This window comes from Streptomyces rubiginosohelvolus (assembly GCF_014649875.1).
Taxonomy (GTDB): domain Bacteria; phylum Actinomycetota; class Actinomycetes; order Streptomycetales; family Streptomycetaceae; genus Streptomyces; species Streptomyces rubiginosohelvolus.
Genome location: NZ_BMTW01000003.1, coordinates 525232 through 543186, shown reverse-complemented (window position 1 = coordinate 543186; position 17955 = coordinate 525232). Strand labels below are relative to the sequence as shown.

The 17955-nt window shown below is 73.7% G+C and carries 15 protein-coding genes, 1 tRNA gene and 1 pseudogene; 12 read left to right on the top strand and 5 right to left on the bottom strand.

Annotated elements, in window-relative coordinates:
* Positions 1 to 24: 24 nt before the first annotated feature.
* From IE134_RS12225 to IE134_RS12215, 3 genes are all read left to right on the top strand, one after another.
* Positions 25 to 645 (top strand): DUF4291 domain-containing protein, encoded by a 621-nt coding sequence (locus IE134_RS12225; RefSeq protein WP_032785188.1) that lies wholly within the window; start codon positions 25 to 27, stop codon positions 643 to 645.
* A gap of 125 nt (positions 646 to 770) precedes the next feature.
* Positions 771 to 2213: a sensor histidine kinase gene (locus tag IE134_RS12220; RefSeq protein WP_179888058.1), complete on the top strand. Its 1443-nt coding sequence runs from the start codon at positions 771 to 773 to the stop codon at positions 2211 to 2213.
* 7 nt (positions 2214 to 2220) lie between these two features.
* A complete protein-coding gene (locus IE134_RS12215; protein ID WP_098016754.1) occupies positions 2221 to 2934 on the top strand; it encodes a response regulator in 714 nt (237 codons plus the stop codon).
* Here IE134_RS12215 and IE134_RS34720 read toward each other — a convergent pair.
* Together IE134_RS34720 and IE134_RS12205 are read right to left on the bottom strand one after the other, a co-directional pair.
* Positions 2896 to 3612 (bottom strand): annotated as a pseudogene (locus IE134_RS34720) (phosphatase PAP2 family protein); the annotation flags it as partial. The gene IE134_RS12215 and the pseudogene IE134_RS34720 overlap by 39 nt on opposite strands.
* Positions 3613 to 3681: 69 nt before the next feature.
* Entirely contained in the window at positions 3682 to 4116 is a 435-nt protein-coding gene (locus IE134_RS12205) for a GNAT family N-acetyltransferase (protein WP_030721352.1), read from the bottom strand.
* A gap of 132 nt (positions 4117 to 4248) precedes the next feature.
* On the opposite strand from IE134_RS12205, the gene IE134_RS12200 reads away from it, so the two are divergent.
* From IE134_RS12200 to IE134_RS12185, 4 genes are all read left to right on the top strand, one after another.
* The gene (locus tag IE134_RS12200; RefSeq protein WP_179888056.1) at positions 4249 to 6903 is read left to right on the top strand and encodes an alpha/beta fold hydrolase; all 2655 of its coding nucleotides are present in this window, start codon (positions 4249 to 4251) and stop codon (positions 6901 to 6903) included.
* The gene (locus tag IE134_RS12195) at positions 6900 to 7811 is read left to right on the top strand and encodes an ABC transporter permease (RefSeq protein ID WP_030721345.1); all 912 of its coding nucleotides are present in this window, start codon (positions 6900 to 6902) and stop codon (positions 7809 to 7811) included. The genes IE134_RS12200 and IE134_RS12195 overlap by 4 nt, the downstream gene beginning before the upstream one ends.
* A gap of 138 nt (positions 7812 to 7949) precedes the next feature.
* Complete coding sequence (locus IE134_RS12190) at positions 7950 to 9635, top strand: vWA domain-containing protein (RefSeq protein WP_229839686.1); 1686 nt, start codon at positions 7950 to 7952, stop codon at positions 9633 to 9635.
* A 159-nt stretch (positions 9636 to 9794) separates the two neighbouring features.
* Positions 9795 to 10250, top strand: a complete 456-nt coding sequence (locus tag IE134_RS12185) for an anthrone oxygenase family protein (protein WP_229823512.1) — start codon at positions 9795 to 9797, stop codon at positions 10248 to 10250.
* A 16-nt stretch (positions 10251 to 10266) separates the two neighbouring features.
* Here the strand turns inward: IE134_RS12185 and IE134_RS12180 are convergent, their stop codons facing one another.
* Positions 10267 to 10851, bottom strand: coding sequence for a GNAT family N-acetyltransferase (locus IE134_RS12180; RefSeq protein ID WP_098894730.1), 585 nt, complete (start codon positions 10849 to 10851; stop codon positions 10267 to 10269).
* Positions 10852 to 11114: 263 nt separating this feature from the next.
* On the opposite strand from IE134_RS12180, the gene IE134_RS12175 reads away from it, so the two are divergent.
* The gene (locus IE134_RS12175) at positions 11115 to 12587 is read left to right on the top strand and encodes an FG-GAP and VCBS repeat-containing protein (protein WP_030721334.1); all 1473 of its coding nucleotides are present in this window, start codon (positions 11115 to 11117) and stop codon (positions 12585 to 12587) included.
* A 139-nt stretch (positions 12588 to 12726) separates the two neighbouring features.
* Here the strand turns inward: IE134_RS12175 and IE134_RS12170 are convergent, their stop codons facing one another.
* Positions 12727 to 13602 carry a peptidoglycan-binding protein gene (locus IE134_RS12170; RefSeq protein ID WP_030721332.1) on the bottom strand — a complete coding sequence of 292 codons (876 nt, stop codon included), beginning with the start codon at positions 13600 to 13602 and terminating at the stop codon, positions 12727 to 12729.
* A 349-nt stretch (positions 13603 to 13951) separates the two neighbouring features.
* Here IE134_RS12170 and IE134_RS12165 point away from each other — a divergent pair, with 349 nt between their 5' ends.
* The 4 genes from IE134_RS12165 to IE134_RS12150 all read left to right on the top strand — a co-directional run bounded on the left by IE134_RS12165 (position 13952) and on the right by IE134_RS12150 (position 17721).
* Entirely contained in the window at positions 13952 to 15217 is a 1266-nt protein-coding gene (locus IE134_RS12165; protein ID WP_229823510.1) for a sensor histidine kinase, read from the top strand.
* The gene (locus IE134_RS12160; protein ID WP_126931451.1) at positions 15214 to 15909 is read left to right on the top strand and encodes a response regulator; all 696 of its coding nucleotides are present in this window, start codon (positions 15214 to 15216) and stop codon (positions 15907 to 15909) included. Before IE134_RS12165 ends, IE134_RS12160 begins: the two co-directional genes overlap by 4 nt.
* A gap of 82 nt (positions 15910 to 15991) precedes the next feature.
* Entirely contained in the window at positions 15992 to 16966 is a 975-nt protein-coding gene (locus IE134_RS12155; protein ID WP_229823508.1) for an ABC transporter ATP-binding protein, read from the top strand.
* Positions 16963 to 17721, top strand: coding sequence for an ABC transporter permease subunit (locus tag IE134_RS12150; protein WP_030721321.1), 759 nt, complete (start codon positions 16963 to 16965; stop codon positions 17719 to 17721). The genes IE134_RS12155 and IE134_RS12150 overlap by 4 nt, the downstream gene beginning before the upstream one ends.
* Before the next feature lie 108 nt (positions 17722 to 17829).
* Here the strand turns inward: IE134_RS12150 and IE134_RS12145 are convergent.
* Positions 17830 to 17905, bottom strand: a tRNA-Arg gene (locus tag IE134_RS12145).
* Between the last annotated feature and the right edge of the window lie 50 nt (positions 17906 to 17955).

Here is a 17955-nt window from a genome sequence, read left to right as displayed (position 1 = left end):
GTCGTGTCCCCCATCCTGGGGCGTATGAACACCCCGCCCGTCCCGCCCCGCCACGAGATCCGCGCGCTCCACACCGCCACCACGGTCACCGTCTACCAGGCGTACCGGCCGGCCATCGGCCTCCCCGCCGCCCGCGACGGACGGTTCCCCGCCGAGTGGAAGCGGGACCGGATGACCTGGATCAAGCCCAGCTTCCTGTGGATGATGTACCGCTGCGGCTGGGGCACCAAGGAGGGGCAGGAGGTCGTCCTCGCCGTCGAGATCTCCCGGAGCGGCCTGGAATGGGCCCTCGCCCACGCCGAACTCTCCCATTACGTACGCGGTGTGCACCCGGACCAGGCCTCCTGGCAGCGCAGCCTGCGCACCGCCCCCGCCCGGGTGCAGTGGGACCCCGAACGCGACCTCGACCTGAACCCGCTCCCGTACCGCTCCCTCCAGCTCGGGCTGAGCGGCGAGGCGTCCCGGCGGTACGCGGACGAGTGGACCGTCTCCGTACGCGATGTCACCCCGCTCGCCCGCGAGGTCCACGCGGCGGTCCGGGCGGGGGAGCGGGAGCGGGCCGCCGCCCTGCTGCCCGTGGAGACGCCGCTCGACCTCGCGGCGCCCCGGCCGGTACGGGACGGTTCCCCGGCTCCGGGCATGTGACTTTCGGCAGTGCCGGACGGCCCGCCGGTCTCCGTAACCTCTCCCTCGTGAACAGCTTCTCCCTCGTGAAAAGGACGGCCTGCGGGCGGCCCGGCCTCCGGTGGGCGGACCCGGGGGGTCTGCTGGTGCCCGCCACGGCGGCGTTCGGCGCGCTGAGCCTGGTGGGCTGGTGGTGGGGCCTGCCGACCGCGATCGCCGCGTTCGCCGCCGGGCGGGGGCCCGGGCGCGGCAGGACCGTCGTCCTGTTCCTGGCCGGGGCCCTGGTAGCCGGGGCGGTGGCGGTGGTCTTCGTGCCGTCCCTGCTCACCCTCGCGACGCAGTTCGTCGCGGTCATCGTCCTCGCCGTGCTGGTGCCCTGGTTCGTGGGGCGGTTCTCCCGCCAGTACCGGGAGCTGGTCCGGGCCGGCTGGGAGCGGGCCGAACAGATGGAACGGGAAAGGCAGTTGGTCGCCGAGCAGGCGAGGCTGCTGGAGCGGGCCCGGATCGCCCAGGACATGCACGACGTGCTGGGCCACGACCTGAGTCTCATCGCCCTGTCGGCCGGGGCCCTGAAACTGGCGCCCGGCCTGGACGAGCAGCACCGGCGGGCCGCCCAGGACATCCGGGGCAGGGCGGCGGCAGCGGTGGAACGCCTCGGCGAGGTCGTCGGGGTCCTCCGCGAGGAGAGCGAGAGCCCGCCCCGGGCGCCGGGAGACTCCGACATCCCCCGGCTCGTCGCCGACGCGGCCGCCTCCGGGCTCCCGGTCGGACTCTCCGTGGACGGCGACGCGTCGGGGCTGCCGCCCACCGTCGGGCGCGCCGCGCACCGGGTCGTGCAGGAGGCCCTGACCAACGCGGCCAAGCACGCGCCCGGCGCGTCCGTGACCGTCGAGCTCTCGCACACCGCGACGGAGACCCGGGTGGCGGTCCGCAACGGAGCCCCTGCTGCCGGGGCCGGCGTACGGTCGGGGCAACCGGCCGCGCACCTCTCCGGCCCGCCGCCCGGCTCACCGGCCCGGCACCCCTCCGCCCCACCTTCCGGCAACGGCGGACGCGGGCTCATCGGGCTGGACGAACGCGTCCGGCTCGTCGGCGGGTCCCTCGACCACGGGCCCCGCGACGGCGGCTTCACCGTCTCGGCCCGGCTGCCCCACCGCGCCCCCGCGCAGCTCCCGCCGCTCCCCGCCGACCACCGGGAGAGCCCCGCGCTCCCGGGCTACCGGCGGGCCCGGCGGCGCGTCCGCCGCACTCTGCTCACCGCGCTGACGGTGCCGCTGGCGGCGGGGGCGGTGCTGCTCGCCGTGGTGGGGATGTGGGAGACGGTGGCCGCGTCCCGGTCCGTCCTCGACCCGGGCGACTACGCCCGGCTGCGGGTGGGGCAGGATCGGCCGGAGATCGAAAAGGTGCTGCCGGACCGGCAGTCGGCGGCGCGGCCGACGGGCGCGGCACCGGAGGAACGCCAGGAACAGGGAGTGACGTGCGAGTTCTACGCGATGACGGCCGACCGCTTCGACGACCGGTCCGGCGACGCGTACCGCCTCTGCTTCCGGGACGGCAGGCTGGTCTCCCGCGACGCGCTGACACCGTGAGCGCCCGATGAGCCGGGACGGTACGGCGGCGGCCGGACCCGTTCGGGTGCTCGTCGCCGACGACGAGCCCATGATCCGGGCCGGTGTACGCGCCGTGCTCGCCACCGACCCGGGCATCGAGGTCGTCGCCGAGGCGGCCGACGGGCACGAGGCCGTGGAGCTGGTCCGGGCGCACCGCCCGCACGTGGCCGTCCTCGACGTACGCATGCCGCGGACCGACGGCATCGACGCCGCCGCCGAGATCCGGCGCACCGTGCCCGGCACCGGTGTCGTCATGCTGACCACCTTCGGCGAGGACGACTACATCCTGCGGGCACTGGGCGTCGGGGCCACCGGATTCCTGATCAAGTCCGGCGAGCCCGAGGAACTGCTCGCCGGGGTGCGGGCCGTGGCCGACGGCGCCGCCTACCTCTCACCGAAGGTCGCCGCCCGGGTGGTCGCGCACCTCGCGTCCACCGGGGCCGGGGCCATGGCCGAACGGCGGGACGCCGCCCGGGAGCGGGTCGCCGGGCTGACCCCCAGGGAGCGCGACGTGCTGGCGCACCTCGGCGGCGGACTGTCCAACGGGCAGATCGCCCGGCGGCTGCACCTGGTCGAAGGCACGGTCAAGGCGCACGTCAGCTCGGTCCTGGCCCGCCTCGGCGTCGACAACCGTGCCGCGGCCGCCGTCGTCGCCCACGAGGCCGGCATTCCGCCCCCACCATCGCCCGAGCAGCGCTGAGGCGAGCAGACCGGCGGGCCGCACCAGCACCAGGAGCACCGAGGCGGCCACCGCACCGCCGAGCAGGGCGCCCGCGATCACGTCGTGCGGATAGTGGACCCCCACCAGGACCCGCAGCAGCGCCGCCGCCACCGCCAACGGCAAGGTCACCGCGGCCAGTCGGGGCCGCCGCACGGCCAGCCCGACCGCGAGGGCGGCGGCCAGGGTCGCGTGGTTGCTCGGGAACGACCAGTCGCCCGGTTCCGGGCACGCGGCGACCGCCTCGGCGCCGTCCAGCGCCCGGCACGGCCGCTCCTCGTCGACGACCAGCTTGAGAGCCTCGCTGACGGCGTACGCCACGACGGTCCCGGCGCCGATGAGCACGGCCCCCGCCACCGCGTCCGGATCCCGTCGGCGCAGGGCGGTCCAGCAGACCCCGAGCAGCAGCAGACCGAGCACGATCAGCGTGGCCTCCGACGACAGCTCCAGCAGGTGGCCCAGCCACCCCGGGGCATCACCGACCGCCTCCGTCAGTGAGCGGTACGCGGAAACGGACGCCCCGTCCGTGACCTCGGTCGGGCCGGGCCGCCCCAGCCCTCCCGGGGAGAGCATCGTGATCACGGCCGCCGCCGTCGTCAGAAGGGCGGCCGATCCGAACAGCCGCGCGGGCCAGTGGTGTTGACGTGTGTGCTGTGCCATGCGGCGAACGTACGGACGGACGACGGCCCGGCGCGGGGGCCGAAGGGCAGGAGCCGCCCTCGACGAAGGTCAGGGTTGACTTCCGTCCTCGTCGCCCCCGAACTCCCACACCAGCATCGCGAACCGTCCGTCGTCACCCGCCCCCGTCGACCGGTACGTGGCGAGCGCCGCCTCGTTGTCCGGCTCCACCCCGACCCACACGTCGTAGCACCCCCGCTCCCGGGCGAGGTCCACCAGCGCCCGGGTCAGGGCCCCGCCGATGCCCCGGCGGCGGAAGGGGTCGTCGACCGCGAGTTCGTACAGGCACATCTCCGTGCCCTTGTCCGGGTGCAGCATCTCGATGCCCGAGACGAAGCCCGCCGGGACGCCTTCCACGTACGCGATCAGCAGCACATGACCGTCCGCGGCGAGGAAACGGGCCGCCCACTCCTCGCGGGGCGGGGCGTCGAAGAGATGGCCGGCGGCCAGGAGCTCCGCGACGGTCGAAGCGGGGCGAATATCCACAATGGCCTCCCGGGGCAGAAATTCCGTACCGCGTCCGGAGTACGGGCGAGGCGCACCGTACCTCTCAGGGAGGCCGCGCACTTCACCCTGGCGGCACGCAACCGGCTTGCGTCCTCCGTTTAGGGTCGAGGGATGGAGACCCCTACTGCTCGATGGCGGCGCCTGCTGCCCCGTACCCCTGCCCGGTGGGCCGCGGTCGGCGCCGCGCTCGCCGTGCTCGTGGGCGGCGGCACCTGGTCCGCCGTCGCCGACGACGGCTCGCCCGCCGTGCAGCGCGAGGACCGGATCCTGCGCATGGACGGGGTGCCGATCGACACCTCGTACTTCCATGCCAAGGGTTCCGGTAAGCGGCCCGCCGTGCTCATCGGGCACGGGTTCGGCGGCAGCAAGAACGACGTCCGGGCCCAGGCCGAGAAGCTGGCCGCCGACGGATACGCCGTGCTGACCTGGTCGGCGCGAGGCTTCGGGAAGTCCGGCGGGAAGATCTCCCTCAACGATCCGGACCACGAGGTCAAGGACGTCTCCCGGCTCATCGACTGGCTCGCCGAGCGGCCCGAGGTGGAGCTGGACGGCAAGGGCGACCCCCGGGTCGGTCTCACCGGGGCCTCCTACGGTGGGGCCGTGTCCCTGCTCGCCGCCGGGCACGACGAGCGCGTCGACGCCATCGCGCCCGTCATCACCTACTGGAACCTCGCCGACGCCCTCTTCCCCGACGGGGTCTTCAAGAAGCTCTGGGCCGGGATCTTCATCACCACCGGCGGCGGCTGCGAGAGGTTCGAGAAGCAGCTCTGCGAGATGTACGAGCGGGTCGCCGTCAGCGGCAAGCCCGACGCCGAGGCGGTGAAGCTCCTCACCGAGCGTTCGCCGTCCGCCGTCGCCGACCGCATCAAGGTCCCCTCGCTGCTACTCCAGGGGCAGTCCGACTCCCTCTTCCCGCTCGGCCAGGCCGACGCCATGCAGAAGGCCATCAGCGCCAACGGCGCACCCGTCTCCGTCGACTGGATCTCCGGCGGTCACGACGGCGGCGACAGCGAGACCGGGCGCGTCGAAGGGCGCGTCGGGGACTGGTTCGACCGGTATCTCAAGGAGGACACCGGCACCGCCACCGGGCCCGCCTTCCGCGTCACCCGCACCGGAGGCGTCGACTCCACCGACGGCGCCGCCCTCCTGCGCGGTGCGAGCGGCGACACCTACCCGGGGCTGCGCAGCGGCGGCCGGGACATCGCGCTCGGCGGCGGGACGAAGACCTTCCGCAACCCGGCCGGGGCCGCGCCGCCCGCCATCTCCGCCGTGCCCGGGGTCGGCGGCGGACTGGCCCAGCTCTCCTCCCTCGGCGTCGGGCTCTCGCTCGACTTCCCCGGACAGTTCGGCCGGTTCGAGTCCAAGCCGCTGGACACCTCCGTACGCGTCACCGGCACACCCACCGTCACGGTGAACGTGAAGGCCGACGGCGACCGCGACGCGGTGCTCTTCGGCAAGGTGTACGACGTGTCGCCGGACGGCAGGCAGCAGGTCCTGCCCCACCAGCTCGTCGCCCCCTACCGGATCACCCCCGACCAGCAGGGCAAGCCGATCGAGCTGGCCCTGCCCGCCGTGGACCACGAGTTCGACGCCGGACACCGGATGCGCCTCGTGTTCTCCGCGACGGACCTCGGTTACGCGTCCCCGGCCGAGCCCGCCACGTACAACGTGACGCTCGACGGACCGCTGACCGTCCCCACCGCCCCCGCCGTGAAGACCGCCGCCGCCGCCCTCCCGTGGTGGACCTGGGGCCTCCCGGCCGCCGCGCTCGTCATCGCGGCCGCGCTCCTGATCACCGCCCGGCGGCGGACCGCGACGCCCGCACCGGACCCCGAACTCACCGACGTACCGCTCCAGATCACCGGGCTCTCCAAGAAGTACGCGAAGTCCGTCGACCGGTACGCCGTGCGCGAGCTGTCCTTCCGCGTGGAGAAGGGCCAGGTGCTCGGGCTCCTCGGTCCCAACGGCGCGGGCAAGACGACCACGCTGCGCATGCTCATGGGGCTCATCACCCCCGACGAGGGCGAGATCCGCGTCTTCGGGCAGGCCATCCGGCCCGGCGCCCCGGTGCTGTCCCGGGTCGGGGCGTTCGTGGAGGGCGCGGGCTTCCTGCCGCACCTCTCCGGGCGTGCCAACCTCGACCTGTACTGGCAGGCCACCGGCCGCCCCGCCGAGGACTCCCACATCGACGAGGCCCTGGAGATCGCGGGCCTCGGCGACGCGCTGGCCCGTGCCGTACGGACGTACTCCCAGGGCATGCGGCAGCGGCTCGCCATCGCCCAGGCCATGCTCGGCATGCCGGACCTGCTGATCCTCGACGAGCCGACCAACGGGCTCGACCCGCCGCAGATCCGCGAGATGCGGGACGTGATGATCCGGTACGCGGCCGGGGGCCGGACCGTCATCGTCTCCAGCCACCTCCTCTCGGAGGTCGAGCAGTCCTGCACCCACCTGGTCGTCATGGACCGGGGCCGGCTCGTGCAGGCCGGTCCGGTCGCCGAGATCACCGGTTCCGGCGACATGATCCTGGTGACCACGGCAGAGGAGGTGTCCGAGCCGCTCGCGGAGAAGGTCGCCGCCCTGCCCGGCATCGGCTCCGCCATCCCGACCGACGACGGGCGCGGGCTCCTCGTCCGCCTGGACGGGGCCACCACCTCGCGGCTCGTCGCCGACCTGGTCCGGCTCGACGTCCCGGTCACCGGCGTCGGACCGCACCGCCGCCTGGAGGACGCCTTCCTCACCCTGATCTCCGGAGGAGCAGCATGAGCGCCCCCGTCCAGCCGCCCGAGGCCCGGGTGGCGAGCGAACACCCGGAGGCCGCGGGCTACCGCGCCGGGCGGACGCTCCCGCTCCGCGTCGAGGCCATGCGGCAGCTGCGCCGCCGCCGCACCCTGCTCATGGGCGGGGTGCTCACCGCCCTCCCCTTCATCCTGATCATCGCCTTCGCGATCGGCGGCACGCCGGACGGCGAGGACGGCGGCGGGGGCCGGGGCGGCGGCAGCCGGATCAACCTGATGGACGTGGCGACCGAGTCCGCCGCGAACTTCGCGGCCACCTCGCTCTTCGTCTCGGCCGGTTTCCTGCTGGTGATCCCGGTGGCCCTGTTCTGCGGGGACACCGTCGCCTCCGAGGCGAGCTGGTCGTCCCTGCGCTATCTGCTCGCCGCGCCGGTGCCGCGCGTCCGGCTGCTGTGGTCCAAGCTCGTCGTCGCGCTCGGCTTCAGCCTCGCCGCGATGGTGCTGCTGCCGGTCGTCGCGCTGGCGGCGGGCACGGCGGCCTACGGGTGGGGGCCGCTGAAACTGCCGACCGGGGGAGCCCTGTCCGCCGGGGACACCGTGCCGCGCCTCGCGCTCGTCGTGGCGTTCATCTTCGTCTCCCAACTGGTCACGGCGGGGCTGGCGTTCTGGCTCTCCACCAAGACGGACGCGCCGCTCGGCGCGGTCGGCGGCGCGGTCTTCCTCACCATCGTCGGCAATGTGCTCGACGCGGTGACCGCGCTCGGCTCCTGGCGTGACTTCCTGCCCGCGCACTGGCAGTTCGCCTGGGCCGACGCGCTCCAGCCGCAGTTGGAGTGGGGCGGCATGATCAAGGGCGCGGCCGTATCAGTGACCTATGCCCTGATCCTGTTCGCGCTGGCCTTCCGCGGGTTCAGTCGTAAGGACATCGTGTCCTGAACCTGATGTTCCGCCGGTTTCCCGCCCGCTGTTGCCGCATCGAGATGGTTCCGCAACGCTTTCGTCGACTCCGGTCGGCGGGCCCGTACGTCACATTCACAGGTGTCGAGGACACCGTGACGACGTGGGGGGTTACGCATGAACCAGGCCGACCGACGACATGAGAAGCGGGCGGGAGACCGAGCGGGGTACCGGGCGGGAGGCAGCCGGGCGGGGGCTGTGGCGCTGCTCCTCGCCGGCGCCATGGCGCTCACCGCCTGCGGCGCGGGCAGCGGGTCGGACGGCACGCCCGACCTCAGCTCCGGCTCGCGCAAGGGGCAGAGCTCGACCGGCGGCGGACAGCCCGCGCCGGACGCGGTGGCGCCCGAGACCGGCCGCTCGGCCGCACCGGAGGGAGACGCCGAGTCCGGGGCTTCCGCCGCGCCGGAGGTCAAGGCGCCCGACTACCTCTCCACCTTCGCCCTGGACGTGGACACCGCCAGCTACGGCTACGCGCGCCGCACCCTCGGCGACGGCCGGCTGCCCGCCGCCGAGGACGTACGCCCCGAGGAGTTCGTCAACAGCTTCCGCCAGGGGTACGAACGGCCCGAGGGCAACGGCTTCTCGGTCAACGTCGACGGGGCGCGCATCGGCTCCGGAGAGGGCGGGGACGGCGGAACCGGAGCTTCCGACTGGTCGCTGCTGCGGGTCGGCCTGGCCACGAAGACCGCACCGCCCGCCTCCGAACGGCCGCCCGCCGCGCTCACCTTCGTCGTCGACATCTCGGGGTCCATGTCCGAGACCGGCCGCCTGGACCTGGTCCGGAAGTCCCTGACCATCCTCGCCGACGAACTGCGCGACGACGACTCCCTCTCCCTGGTCACCTTCAGCAACGAGGCCGAGACCCGGCTGCCGATGACCCGCGTCAAGGGCAACCGGAACCGGATCAAGGATGTGGTGGCGGAGATGGAGCCCGCCCAGTCCACCAACGTCGAGGCGGGCATCACCCGCGGCTACGAGGAGTCGGTCGAGGGCCACCGCGAAGGCGCCACCAACCGCGTGGTGCTCCTCTCCGACGCCCTCGCCAACACCGGCGACACCGAGGCCGAGGGCATCCTGAAGAAGATCGACTCCGCTCGCCGCGAGTACGGCATCACGCTCTTCGGCGTCGGTGTCGGCAGCGACTACGGCGACGCGTTCATGGAGCAGCTCACCAACAAGGGCGACGGCAACACCACGTACGTCGGCGACGAGACGCAGGCCCGCAAGGTCTTCGTCGACCAGCTGCCCGCCCACCTGGAGATCCGGGCCCGCGACGCCAAGGCCCAGGTGGCGTTCGACCGGAAGAACGTGCAGCAGTTCCGGCTGATCGGTTACGAGAACCGCAAGGTCGCCGACGAGGACTTCCGCAACGACGGCGTCGACGGCGGCGAGGTCGGCCCCGGCCACACCGTGACCGCTCTGTACGCCGTACGGCTGCGCGAGGGCGCGTCCGGCACGGTGGCCAAGGCGACGGTGCGCTGGCTCGACCCCAAGACCCGCAAGGCCGAGGAGGAGACCGGAACCGTCACGACCGGGGCGGTCGACACAACCCTCTGGGGCGGCGAGAACGACCGGCTCCAGGTCGCGGCCGTGGCCGCCTACTTCGCCGACCGCCTGCGCGGAGGCGACCTGCCCGGCGCACCCGGCCTGGGCGAACTCGCCTCCCGGGCATCCGGGTTGGCGGAGTCGACCGAGGACAGCGCGGTGGAGAAGCTGGCCACGGCCATCGGCCAGGCGGACCGGCTCCAGCGCGGAGCAGGGGCGGACGACGAACCGGAACCGAGCGAGGGCGAGATCGGCTGAGACGGACCGCCCGCGCGGGGACCGGACCGGGGGCGGTGCGGGCCCGGGGGCGCGTGAGCCCGACCCTGCCCGCACCGGACCCCGGTCCGGGCGCGCCGGGCCGCACGGCCGCTCGAAAATGCGTCCTGCGAACCGCCCTCCCGGGCCATGATGTCCGCCATGACCTCCCTCCTCCTGGTGCTCGCCACGATCGTCACCGGCCTCTACGCGGGCTTCATGCTGACCTTCCTGACCGGGATCATGCCCGGCCTCGCCCAACTGACGGACGAGCAGTTCACCTCGGCCATGCGGCGCTTCAACGAGAAGGTCCCCGGGCCGGTCTTCCTGGTCCTGTTCCTCGGCGTCGTCGCGCTGCCCGCCGCCGCGTTCTTCACGGGCCTCGGCGAGCATGACGGGGCGGCGGGGCCGGCCATCCTGGCGGCGCTGGTCTGTTCGGTCGTGGGGCATCTGATCACCGTGGCCGGGAACATCCCGCTCAACAACGCCCTCGCCGCCTCCGAGGGCGGCGACGACAGCGCGGCCCGCGCGGCCTTCGAGGGCCGCTGGAACATGCTGCACCGGGTGCGCACGGTGCTCTCGCTGGCGGCGTTCGTGCTGCTGGCCGTCGCGCTGTAGGCCCCCCGGGGCGCGGCTACCGGCCGTCCCCGTCCCCGCCCCCTGCCTCCTCCCGCCCCGGATGCCGGGGGCCGAGCAGCACCACCAGGGCGGCCTTCCCCGGCACGGGTGTATCGACCCGCCGCCAGCCGGTCCGCTCGTACAGGCGCAGGGCCGCCCCGGCCCGCACGGAGGTCAGCAGCCAGCAACGGCCGCCCGGGGCGGGCCCCGTCACCGCGTCCAGCAGCGCCGCGCCGAGCCCGCCGCCGTGCGCCTCCGGGGCGACCGCCAGCTCGTTCACCTCCAGCGCCCCGCAGAGCCACGCCCGCGTACGCGCGGGCCCGAGCGCCTCGGCGACCTGCCCGTAGCTGCGGTCGGCCGGAAAGACCTCCGGGGTGATCCAGGCCGTGGCGAAACCGGTTACCGTTCCCCCGGCCGTCGCCACCGCCGCCGTGAACCCGGGCCGGAGCGCGTCCCGGGCGAGCCGTTCCGCGTAGACGTCGGCCTCCGCCGGATCCTCGTTCCAGGGCGGGGCCGCGAAGGCGCTCGCGTACACGTCGCGGATGCCGTCGGCGTACCGGATCACCTCGCCGGCCTGCACCGTTCGTACCTCGGTCGTCATCGCACCGTCCCTCGGAATCCATCGGCGGACCATCGGCAGGTCACCGGTGCCGCGGGCAAACCCTAGAGGGCGGTGTGTGCGCGAACTGCCGTACCCGGCACAACCCTTCGCCCGGTGAGCCCGTCTGAAGGGGTGCGAGTGGCCACTCGATCGTCTCCGTTTCCGTGTCAGCCAAGTACGCCACGGCGACGGGCGGACAGCGCTTTCCCGCTGTCTGTCCGCCCGTCACCGGCGCAGCGAACGTTCCAGCAGAAGGAGTCCCTGTGACATCCCGAGCACTTGGTACCGGTGTGGTCCTGGCCCTCACCCTCGCCACCGCAGTCGTCGCCCTGCCCGCCACCGCCCACGCCGCACCGGCCCCCGCCCCCGACCCCCACGGCCCCCGCGCCGACTTCAACGGCGACGGCTACCCGGACCTGGCGTTCGCCGCGCCCGGAGCGACCGTCAAGGGGTTCAAGGGTGCCGGATACGTCGGCGTGGCCTACGGCTCCCGTACCGGGGTCAAGGACTCCGCGAAGAGGGTGTTCACCCAGGCATCGGCGGGCGTCCCCGGCACTCCGGAGGCCGGTGACGTCTTCGGCACCTCCGTCACCTCCGCCGACCTCGACCGGGACGGCTACGCGGACCTGATCGTCGGATCGCCCGGCGAGAAGATCGGATCGGCCGAGGTCGCGGGCGGCGGCGCCACCGTCCTGTGGGGCGGCCCGGGCGGCTTGTCCGGCGGGGCGACCCTGCTGTCCGGCGAGGAGTACGACGACCTCGGGCGCGGTCTGGCCGTCGGCGACTTCAACGGCGACGGCGCACCCGACCTCGTGGTCCGGGGCGGCGACACCCTGCGCACGCTCACGGGCCCCTTTACCCGGGACGGCGCGGCGGCCGCGAAGGGCGAGATCCCGAACCTCGACGACGAGCGCTACCTCGATCTGGCGGCGGGCGACGTCAACGGTGACGGGCGCGACGACCTCGCCGTCCTGGTCAACGACGGCGACGAGTTCGACGCCCGGCGCATCCACATCGGCCTCGGCTCGGCGGCCGGGCTCGGCCAGGAGCTCACCAGCATCAAGGGGAAGGACGGGTACTCCCTGCAGGGCGGCGAACACCTCGCCGTCGGCAACGTGAACAACGACAAGTACGCCGACCTCGCCGTCGGGCGCGCCATCGACGGGTACGACAGCGACCTGGACCTGCCGCTCGCCAAGGGCGGGATGCTCACCTACGTACCGGGCAGCGCGACCGGACCGCAGGGCACCAAGGCCGTCGTCCTCAACCAGGACTCGCCCGGCGTCCCCGGGGCCGCCGAGCACAGCGACAACTTCGGCGCGTCCGTGGCGATCGGCGACACCGACGGCGACGGCTACGGCGAGATCGCGGTGGGAGTCCCCGGCGAGGACCAGGGCACCGTCGCGAACGCGGGCGGCATGGTCGTCCTCCCCGGCACCGCCACCGGCCCCACGGGCAAAGGCAGTTACGGCTTCAACCAGGGCACCCCGGATGTCGTCGGAGCCGTGGAGAAGGACGACCGCTTCGGCGGCGCGGTGTCCCTGCGCGACCTGAACGGCGACGGGCGCACCGAACTGGCCGTGGGCGCACCGGGGGAGAACGCGGGCGAGGGCTCCCTGTGGGTGTTCCCGGCCGCCGCCTCCGGCCTGGCGGCCAAGGGCTCGTTCAGCTTCGGGCACGGGGCGCTCGGCACGGTGCCCACGAAGGCGGGCCTGGGCAGCAGCTTCAACCGCTGACCGCTGACCGCTGACCGCTGACCGCTGACCGCTGGCCGCTGGCCGCTGAGACAGCTGACGGCTGATCCGCGTGCGGCGGCCCGGCTCGCGCTCGTCCGGAGCTTCCCGGAGAGCGTGAGCCGGGCCGCCCTCCCCGGTGTCACACGTTGGGCACCTTGAGCCGGTCCCAACTGCTCTTCCCGGGAACGCCGTCCGCGTCCCCGCCCGAGTAGCCCAGCTTGCGCTGCCAGGCGGCGTACGACTTCCGGTCGGCCTCGGACCAGGCCGGTCCCGGTCCCACCGTGTACCGGCCGCAGCCCTCGGCCACCAGCCGCTTGCCCATCGCCGTGATGACGGCGCTGTTCCGGCCGACCTTGAAGAACGCGGCGCCCGGGAACGGCTCGTACGTCGGCTTCGGCGGCGGCTTGGAGGGGCCGTCCGGGGCACCGTCCAGCCGCTTGCCGACCCGCGAACGCATCGAGTTCATCGTGAAGCCGCGCGGATCGACCTTGCCCGGCTGCCACTCCAGGTGCCCGATCACCGACCGCTCGGACCACCCGTGCGCCCGGCAGACGGCGGCTGCGGCCCGCTCGATCGCCAGCAACTGGGCCGCCGGCCACGGGTCTTTCCCGTCACCGAGGTTGACGCACTCGAAGCCGTAGAAGTGCCGGTTGCCGTCGGTGTTGGCCTCGTTGTCCGGGGGCAAGGCCTTCTCCGCGATGACGGCGCGCAGGACGTCGTCGTCGCCGAGCCCGGCGTGGTTCGCCCGCCCGTTCCCCACGAGGTGGACGGTCCCGTCCTTGGCGATGACACCGTGGCAGAGCGGTCCCGGCAGGGCGGAGTGGCCGTTGTAGCAGAGCTCGACGGAGGACGCGGTGCCCGAGGTGACCGTGTGATGGATCATCACCCCGTGCGCCGGTCCCCAAGGACCCTTGTGATTGCGGTTGTTGGTACGCCAGCTCCGGTGTTCGACGACGTGGAGGCCTTCGTCGCGGAGGGCTTTGAGCAGCTTGTCGGCGGACAGCGGCGTCGCCATCGCGGCGCTCCTTTCCCTGATGATGCGTGGTTCACGCAGGCGCTTCGGTGTGCGGGCGGCGGGACCGGGTGGACGGGCGGCGGCACGAGGTCGCGAATGCCCGCCGGGTGACGGGACGGGGCGGGGGGCCGGTCCCGCGGGAGGGGATTCCGCCTTTCGGAGCCCACCTGATCGATTTGCCCGTTCCCATGCCCTGACGAACGTCCCGCCGGGCGGAAGGTTTCACCGCACCCGAACTCCCGTCCGGGTATGTCCGAACTCCTGCCCGAAGGTCGCGCGCATCGGAGGCAGCGCCCTACTCCCGTCGGCGTATGCGGCCGGACGCCGTGCCTCCTACCGTGAGGGGGTGATGACCTTGGACCGCCTGGCCGCCCGGGTGCGGGCGCTGCCGCCGATCGTCGCGGATCTGCTGGTGGTGGCGGTGGTGGGGGCGTTCACCACCGCCGACGCGGCCGTCAACGAGCCCGGCTACCGGCAGGCCGACGCGCTGACCTGGGCCCTCCTCGTGGTCTCGCTGGCGGCGCTCGCCTGCCGCCGCCGTTGGCCCGTTCCGGTGGTCTGCGTGACCGGGGCGGCCTGCGCCGGGTGGGCGCTGCACGGGCACATCGGCGAGCTGCTGAACCTCCCCGTGATCGTGGCGCTGTACACGGTCGCGGTGCTGGGGGACCGCCGGCGCACCCTGTGGACCGGGGCGATCGCCGCGACGGTCTCCGGTCTCGTGGCGCTGAAGGTCGGCCGGGACGTGGTCAACCCGCAGGGGCTGCCCGTCCTGGAGATGGTCTGGCCGCTCGTCCCGCTGCTCCTGGGTGAGGTGGTGCGGACCCGCCGGGAGCTGCTCGCGGAGTACGCGGCGCGCGCCGCCCGGGCCGAGGAGGACCGCGAACGGGAGGCCGCCCGCCGCGTCCGCCAGGAGCGGGTGCGGGTCGCCCGGGAGATCCACGACATCCTCGCCCACACGGTGAGCGCGATGACCGTGCAGGCCGGAGTGGCCCTGGACGCGCTGGACGCCGCGCCGGAGGTGTCGCGGCAGGCGATGACCCAGGTGCGCGCCTCGGGCAAGGAGGCCGTACGGGAACTGCGCGCCACGCTGTCCGTGCTGCGCGCGGCGGAGTCCACGGCCCCGGCTCCCCGCCTCGACCAGCTGGACGAACTGGTCGCGGGGGTCGAGGCGGGCGGCGTACGGGTCAGTCTGCGGCGGGACACCCGGGGCGCCGCGCTTCCGGCGGTCGTGGAGGCCACGGCGTACCGGATCGTGCAGGAGGCGCTGACCAACGTGGTGAAGCACTCCGCGGCACGGCAGGCCGCCGTGTCGGTGACCTGCGAGTGTGGTCGGCTGATCGTCGAGGTGGTGGACGAGGGCCCAGCGGCACGGCCGCCCGCCGCCCCGGACTCCGAGCGGGGCTTCGGCCTGATCGGCATGCGGGAGCGGGCGGTCGCGGTGGGCGGCGGCGTCCGGCACGGTCCGGTGCCGGGTGGCGGTTTCCGCGTCCGCGCCGAACTGCCGACGGAAGCCGGACTGCCGGCGGAAGCCGCACCGCCGACAACAGCCGGACCACCGACGGAAGCCGGACCACCGACGGAAGCCGGACCACCGACGGAAGGCGCGGCCCCATGACCGACGGAAGAAGCGAACGAACCACGACTGTCCGTGTGGTCCTCGCCGACGACCAGACCGTCGTACGGGCCGGATTCCGCGCCCTCCTCGACCTCACCGACGACCTGGTCGTCGTCGCGGAGGCGGCCGACGGGGCCCGGGCCGTCGAGGCGGTCCGGACGACCCGCCCCGACGTCGTACTGATGGACATCCGGATGCCCGGCGTCGACGGCCTGGAGGCCACCCGCCGGATCGCCGAGGACCGCTCCCTCGACCCGGTCCGCGTGGTCATGCTCACCACGTACCAGGTCGACGCCTACGTCTTCGAGGCCCTGCGCCACGGCGCTGCGGGCTTTCTGCTCAAGGACATCGAGCCGGACGACCTGCGCACCGCGATCCGTACGGTCGCGGCGGGGCGGAGCCTGCTCGCCCCCGCCGTCACCCGCCAGGTGATCGAGGAGTTCGCCCGGCTGAAGGCCCCCGAGGCGGCGGGCGCCGAACGGCTCGCCGTGCTGACCGGCCGCGAGCGCGAGGTGATGGCGCTCGTCGCCGCCGGACTGTCCAACGAGGAGATCGGCCGGGCGCTGATCATGAGCCCGCTGACCGCGAAGACCCATGTCAGCCGGACCATGACGAAGCTGGGCGCCCGCGACCGTGCCCAGCTGGTGGTCATCGCCTATGAAACGGGCCTGGTCAGAGCAGGCGAACGCTGAAGCGGGCCCTACTCCGGCGGGAGTAGCCCCCGGCTCCCGCCGGAGGATTCGCGATCCGGGGCCCGCTCGTAGCGTCGGCCGCATGATCGAAGCAACGGAACTCACCAAACGCTACGGCGGCCGGACCGCCGTCGACCAGCTGTCGTTCACCGTCCGCCCCGGCCGCGTGACCGGCTTCCTCGGCCCGAACGGCGCCGGGAAATCGACCACCATGCGCCTGATCCTCGGCCTGGACTCCGCGAGCGCGGGACGGGTCACCGTGGGCGGCAAGGCCTACGCGGACCTGCCCGTACCGCTGCGGGCGGTCGGCTCACTGCTCGACGCCAAGGGCGTCCACGGCGGCCGCTCCGCCTACCACCACCTGGCCGGGCTCGCCGCGAGCAACGGCATCCCGCGCCGCCGCGTCGCGGAGGTCCTCGACCTGGTCGGGCTGCCCGAGGAGACGGCCCGCCGGCGCACCAAGGGCTTCTCGCTCGGCATGGGCCAGCGGCTCGGGATCGCGGCGGCGCTGATCGGGGACCCGGAGGTGCTGATCCTCGACGAACCGGTCAACGGCCTCGACACCGAGGGCATCCGCTGGATCCGCGGACTGATGCGCTCGCTGGCGTCGGAGGGGCGCACGGTCTTCCTCTCCAGCCACCTCATGAGCGAGATGGAGCTGACGGCCGACCACATCGTCGTGATCGGACAGGGCCGGCTCCTCGCGGACACGACCATGCGCGACTTCATCGAGACCAACTCCCGCGCGCACACCCTCGTACGGTCCCCCGAACCGGACAAGCTCCGGGCCCTGCTGGAAGCGGCGGGGGCACAGGTCCGCCTGGAGCCCACGGGCGGCTGGCGGGTCGAAGGACCGGACGCCGCCGCCATCGGCGACCTGGCCCGCGACCACGGCGTCGCCGTCCACGAACTGACCCCTGCCCACTCCTCCTTGGAGGAGGTCTACACGGCACTCTCGCAGTCCTCGGTCGAGTACCGCACCGAGGACCGGTCCACCGAGGGCCGGTCCACCGGGGACCGCCCCGCCGCGCCCAGCCGGAAGGAGACAGTCCGATGACGACGACAGCCGCTCCCGGGGCCCAGGCCCTGGCCTACGAGTGGATCAAGTTCCGCAGCGTGCGCTCCACGGTGTGGACGACGGTGGCGACCGCCGTACTGCCCGTTCTGGGCGCGGTGTTCGTCGCCACGACCGGAAGCCTCCAGTCCGACGACACCGTCCTGGGCGGCAGCCTCACGCTCTCCGTCGTCGCCCAGATGCTGGCGGCGGTGGTGGGTGCGCTGGTGATGACGGGGGAGTACAGCAGCGGCACCATCCGGACGACGTTCGCGGCCCGCCCCCGCCGCTCCTCGGTCCTCGCCGCCAAGGCCGCGCTGGTGGCGGGCGTGATGTACGTCCTCGCCCTGGCCTCCTGCACGCTCGCCTACCTCGTGGGGGACGCCCTGCTGCCCGAGGGCCGGTACGCCCAGGGCGATCCGCTGCCCGCCCTGTTCGGGATCGCCGCGTCCTTCGCGGTCGCCGCCCTGCTGGGTCTCGCCGTCGGCACCCTCGTACGCCACTCCGCCGGGGCGGTCACCACGGTGATCGGCCTGCTGCTCCTGCCGTCCCTGTTCGGCCCGCTCTTCGGCGACGCGGAACGCTGGATCGCCGGCCTCTCCCCGACGGCCGCCCTGGAGAAGCTCACCCAGACCTCGGACGCCGCCGCCGACACCGTGGGCAGCCTGGGCCCCTGGCCCTCCCTGCTCCTGGTGGCCGCGTACACGACGGCGCTCGCGCTGGGGGCGCTGGTGCTGCTCCGGCGGCGGGATGTGTAGAGAGGCCGGGTCCCCGTCGCTTACGCCGTCATGACGCCGGGCCCGCTAACGTCCCCCGGACCGACGAAAGGCCCTCCTGCGCGGAGGGCCTCACGGTCGTGCGGTCGGTGGCGCCCCCGGCAGGACTCGAACCTGCGGCCAAGCGCTTAGAAGGCGCCTGCTCTATCCACTGAGCTACGGGGGCCGGGAGTCCTGATCGGTGGTTCCGTGGCCGTGCCGGGACAAGGATAGGGC

Excerpts from the sequence above, each read along its gene's own strand:
- IE134_RS12225 (WP_032785188.1), top strand. The coding sequence starts at position 25 with ATGAACACCCCGCCCGTCCCGCCCCGCCACGAGATCCGCGCGCTCCAC.
- IE134_RS12215 (WP_098016754.1), top strand. The coding sequence starts at position 2,221 with ATGAGCCGGGACGGTACGGCGGCGGCCGGACCCGTTCGGGTGCTCGTC.
- IE134_RS12200 (WP_179888056.1), top strand. The coding sequence starts at position 4,249 with ATGGAGACCCCTACTGCTCGATGGCGGCGCCTGCTGCCCCGTACCCCT.
- IE134_RS12195 (WP_030721345.1), top strand. The coding sequence starts at position 6,900 with ATGAGCGCCCCCGTCCAGCCGCCCGAGGCCCGGGTGGCGAGCGAACAC.
- IE134_RS12190 (WP_229839686.1), top strand. The coding sequence starts at position 7,950 with ATGAACCAGGCCGACCGACGACATGAGAAGCGGGCGGGAGACCGAGCG.
- IE134_RS12185 (WP_229823512.1), top strand. The coding sequence starts at position 9,795 with ATGACCTCCCTCCTCCTGGTGCTCGCCACGATCGTCACCGGCCTCTAC.
- IE134_RS12180 (WP_098894730.1), bottom strand. The coding sequence starts at position 10,851 with ATGACGACCGAGGTACGAACGGTGCAGGCCGGCGAGGTGATCCGGTAC.
- IE134_RS12170 (WP_030721332.1), bottom strand. The coding sequence starts at position 13,602 with ATGGCGACGCCGCTGTCCGCCGACAAGCTGCTCAAAGCCCTCCGCGAC.
- IE134_RS12165 (WP_229823510.1), top strand. The coding sequence starts at position 13,952 with ATGACCTTGGACCGCCTGGCCGCCCGGGTGCGGGCGCTGCCGCCGATC.
- IE134_RS12160 (WP_126931451.1), top strand. The coding sequence starts at position 15,214 with ATGACCGACGGAAGAAGCGAACGAACCACGACTGTCCGTGTGGTCCTC.
- IE134_RS12155 (WP_229823508.1), top strand. The coding sequence starts at position 15,992 with ATGATCGAAGCAACGGAACTCACCAAACGCTACGGCGGCCGGACCGCC.
- IE134_RS12150 (WP_030721321.1), top strand. The coding sequence starts at position 16,963 with ATGACGACGACAGCCGCTCCCGGGGCCCAGGCCCTGGCCTACGAGTGG.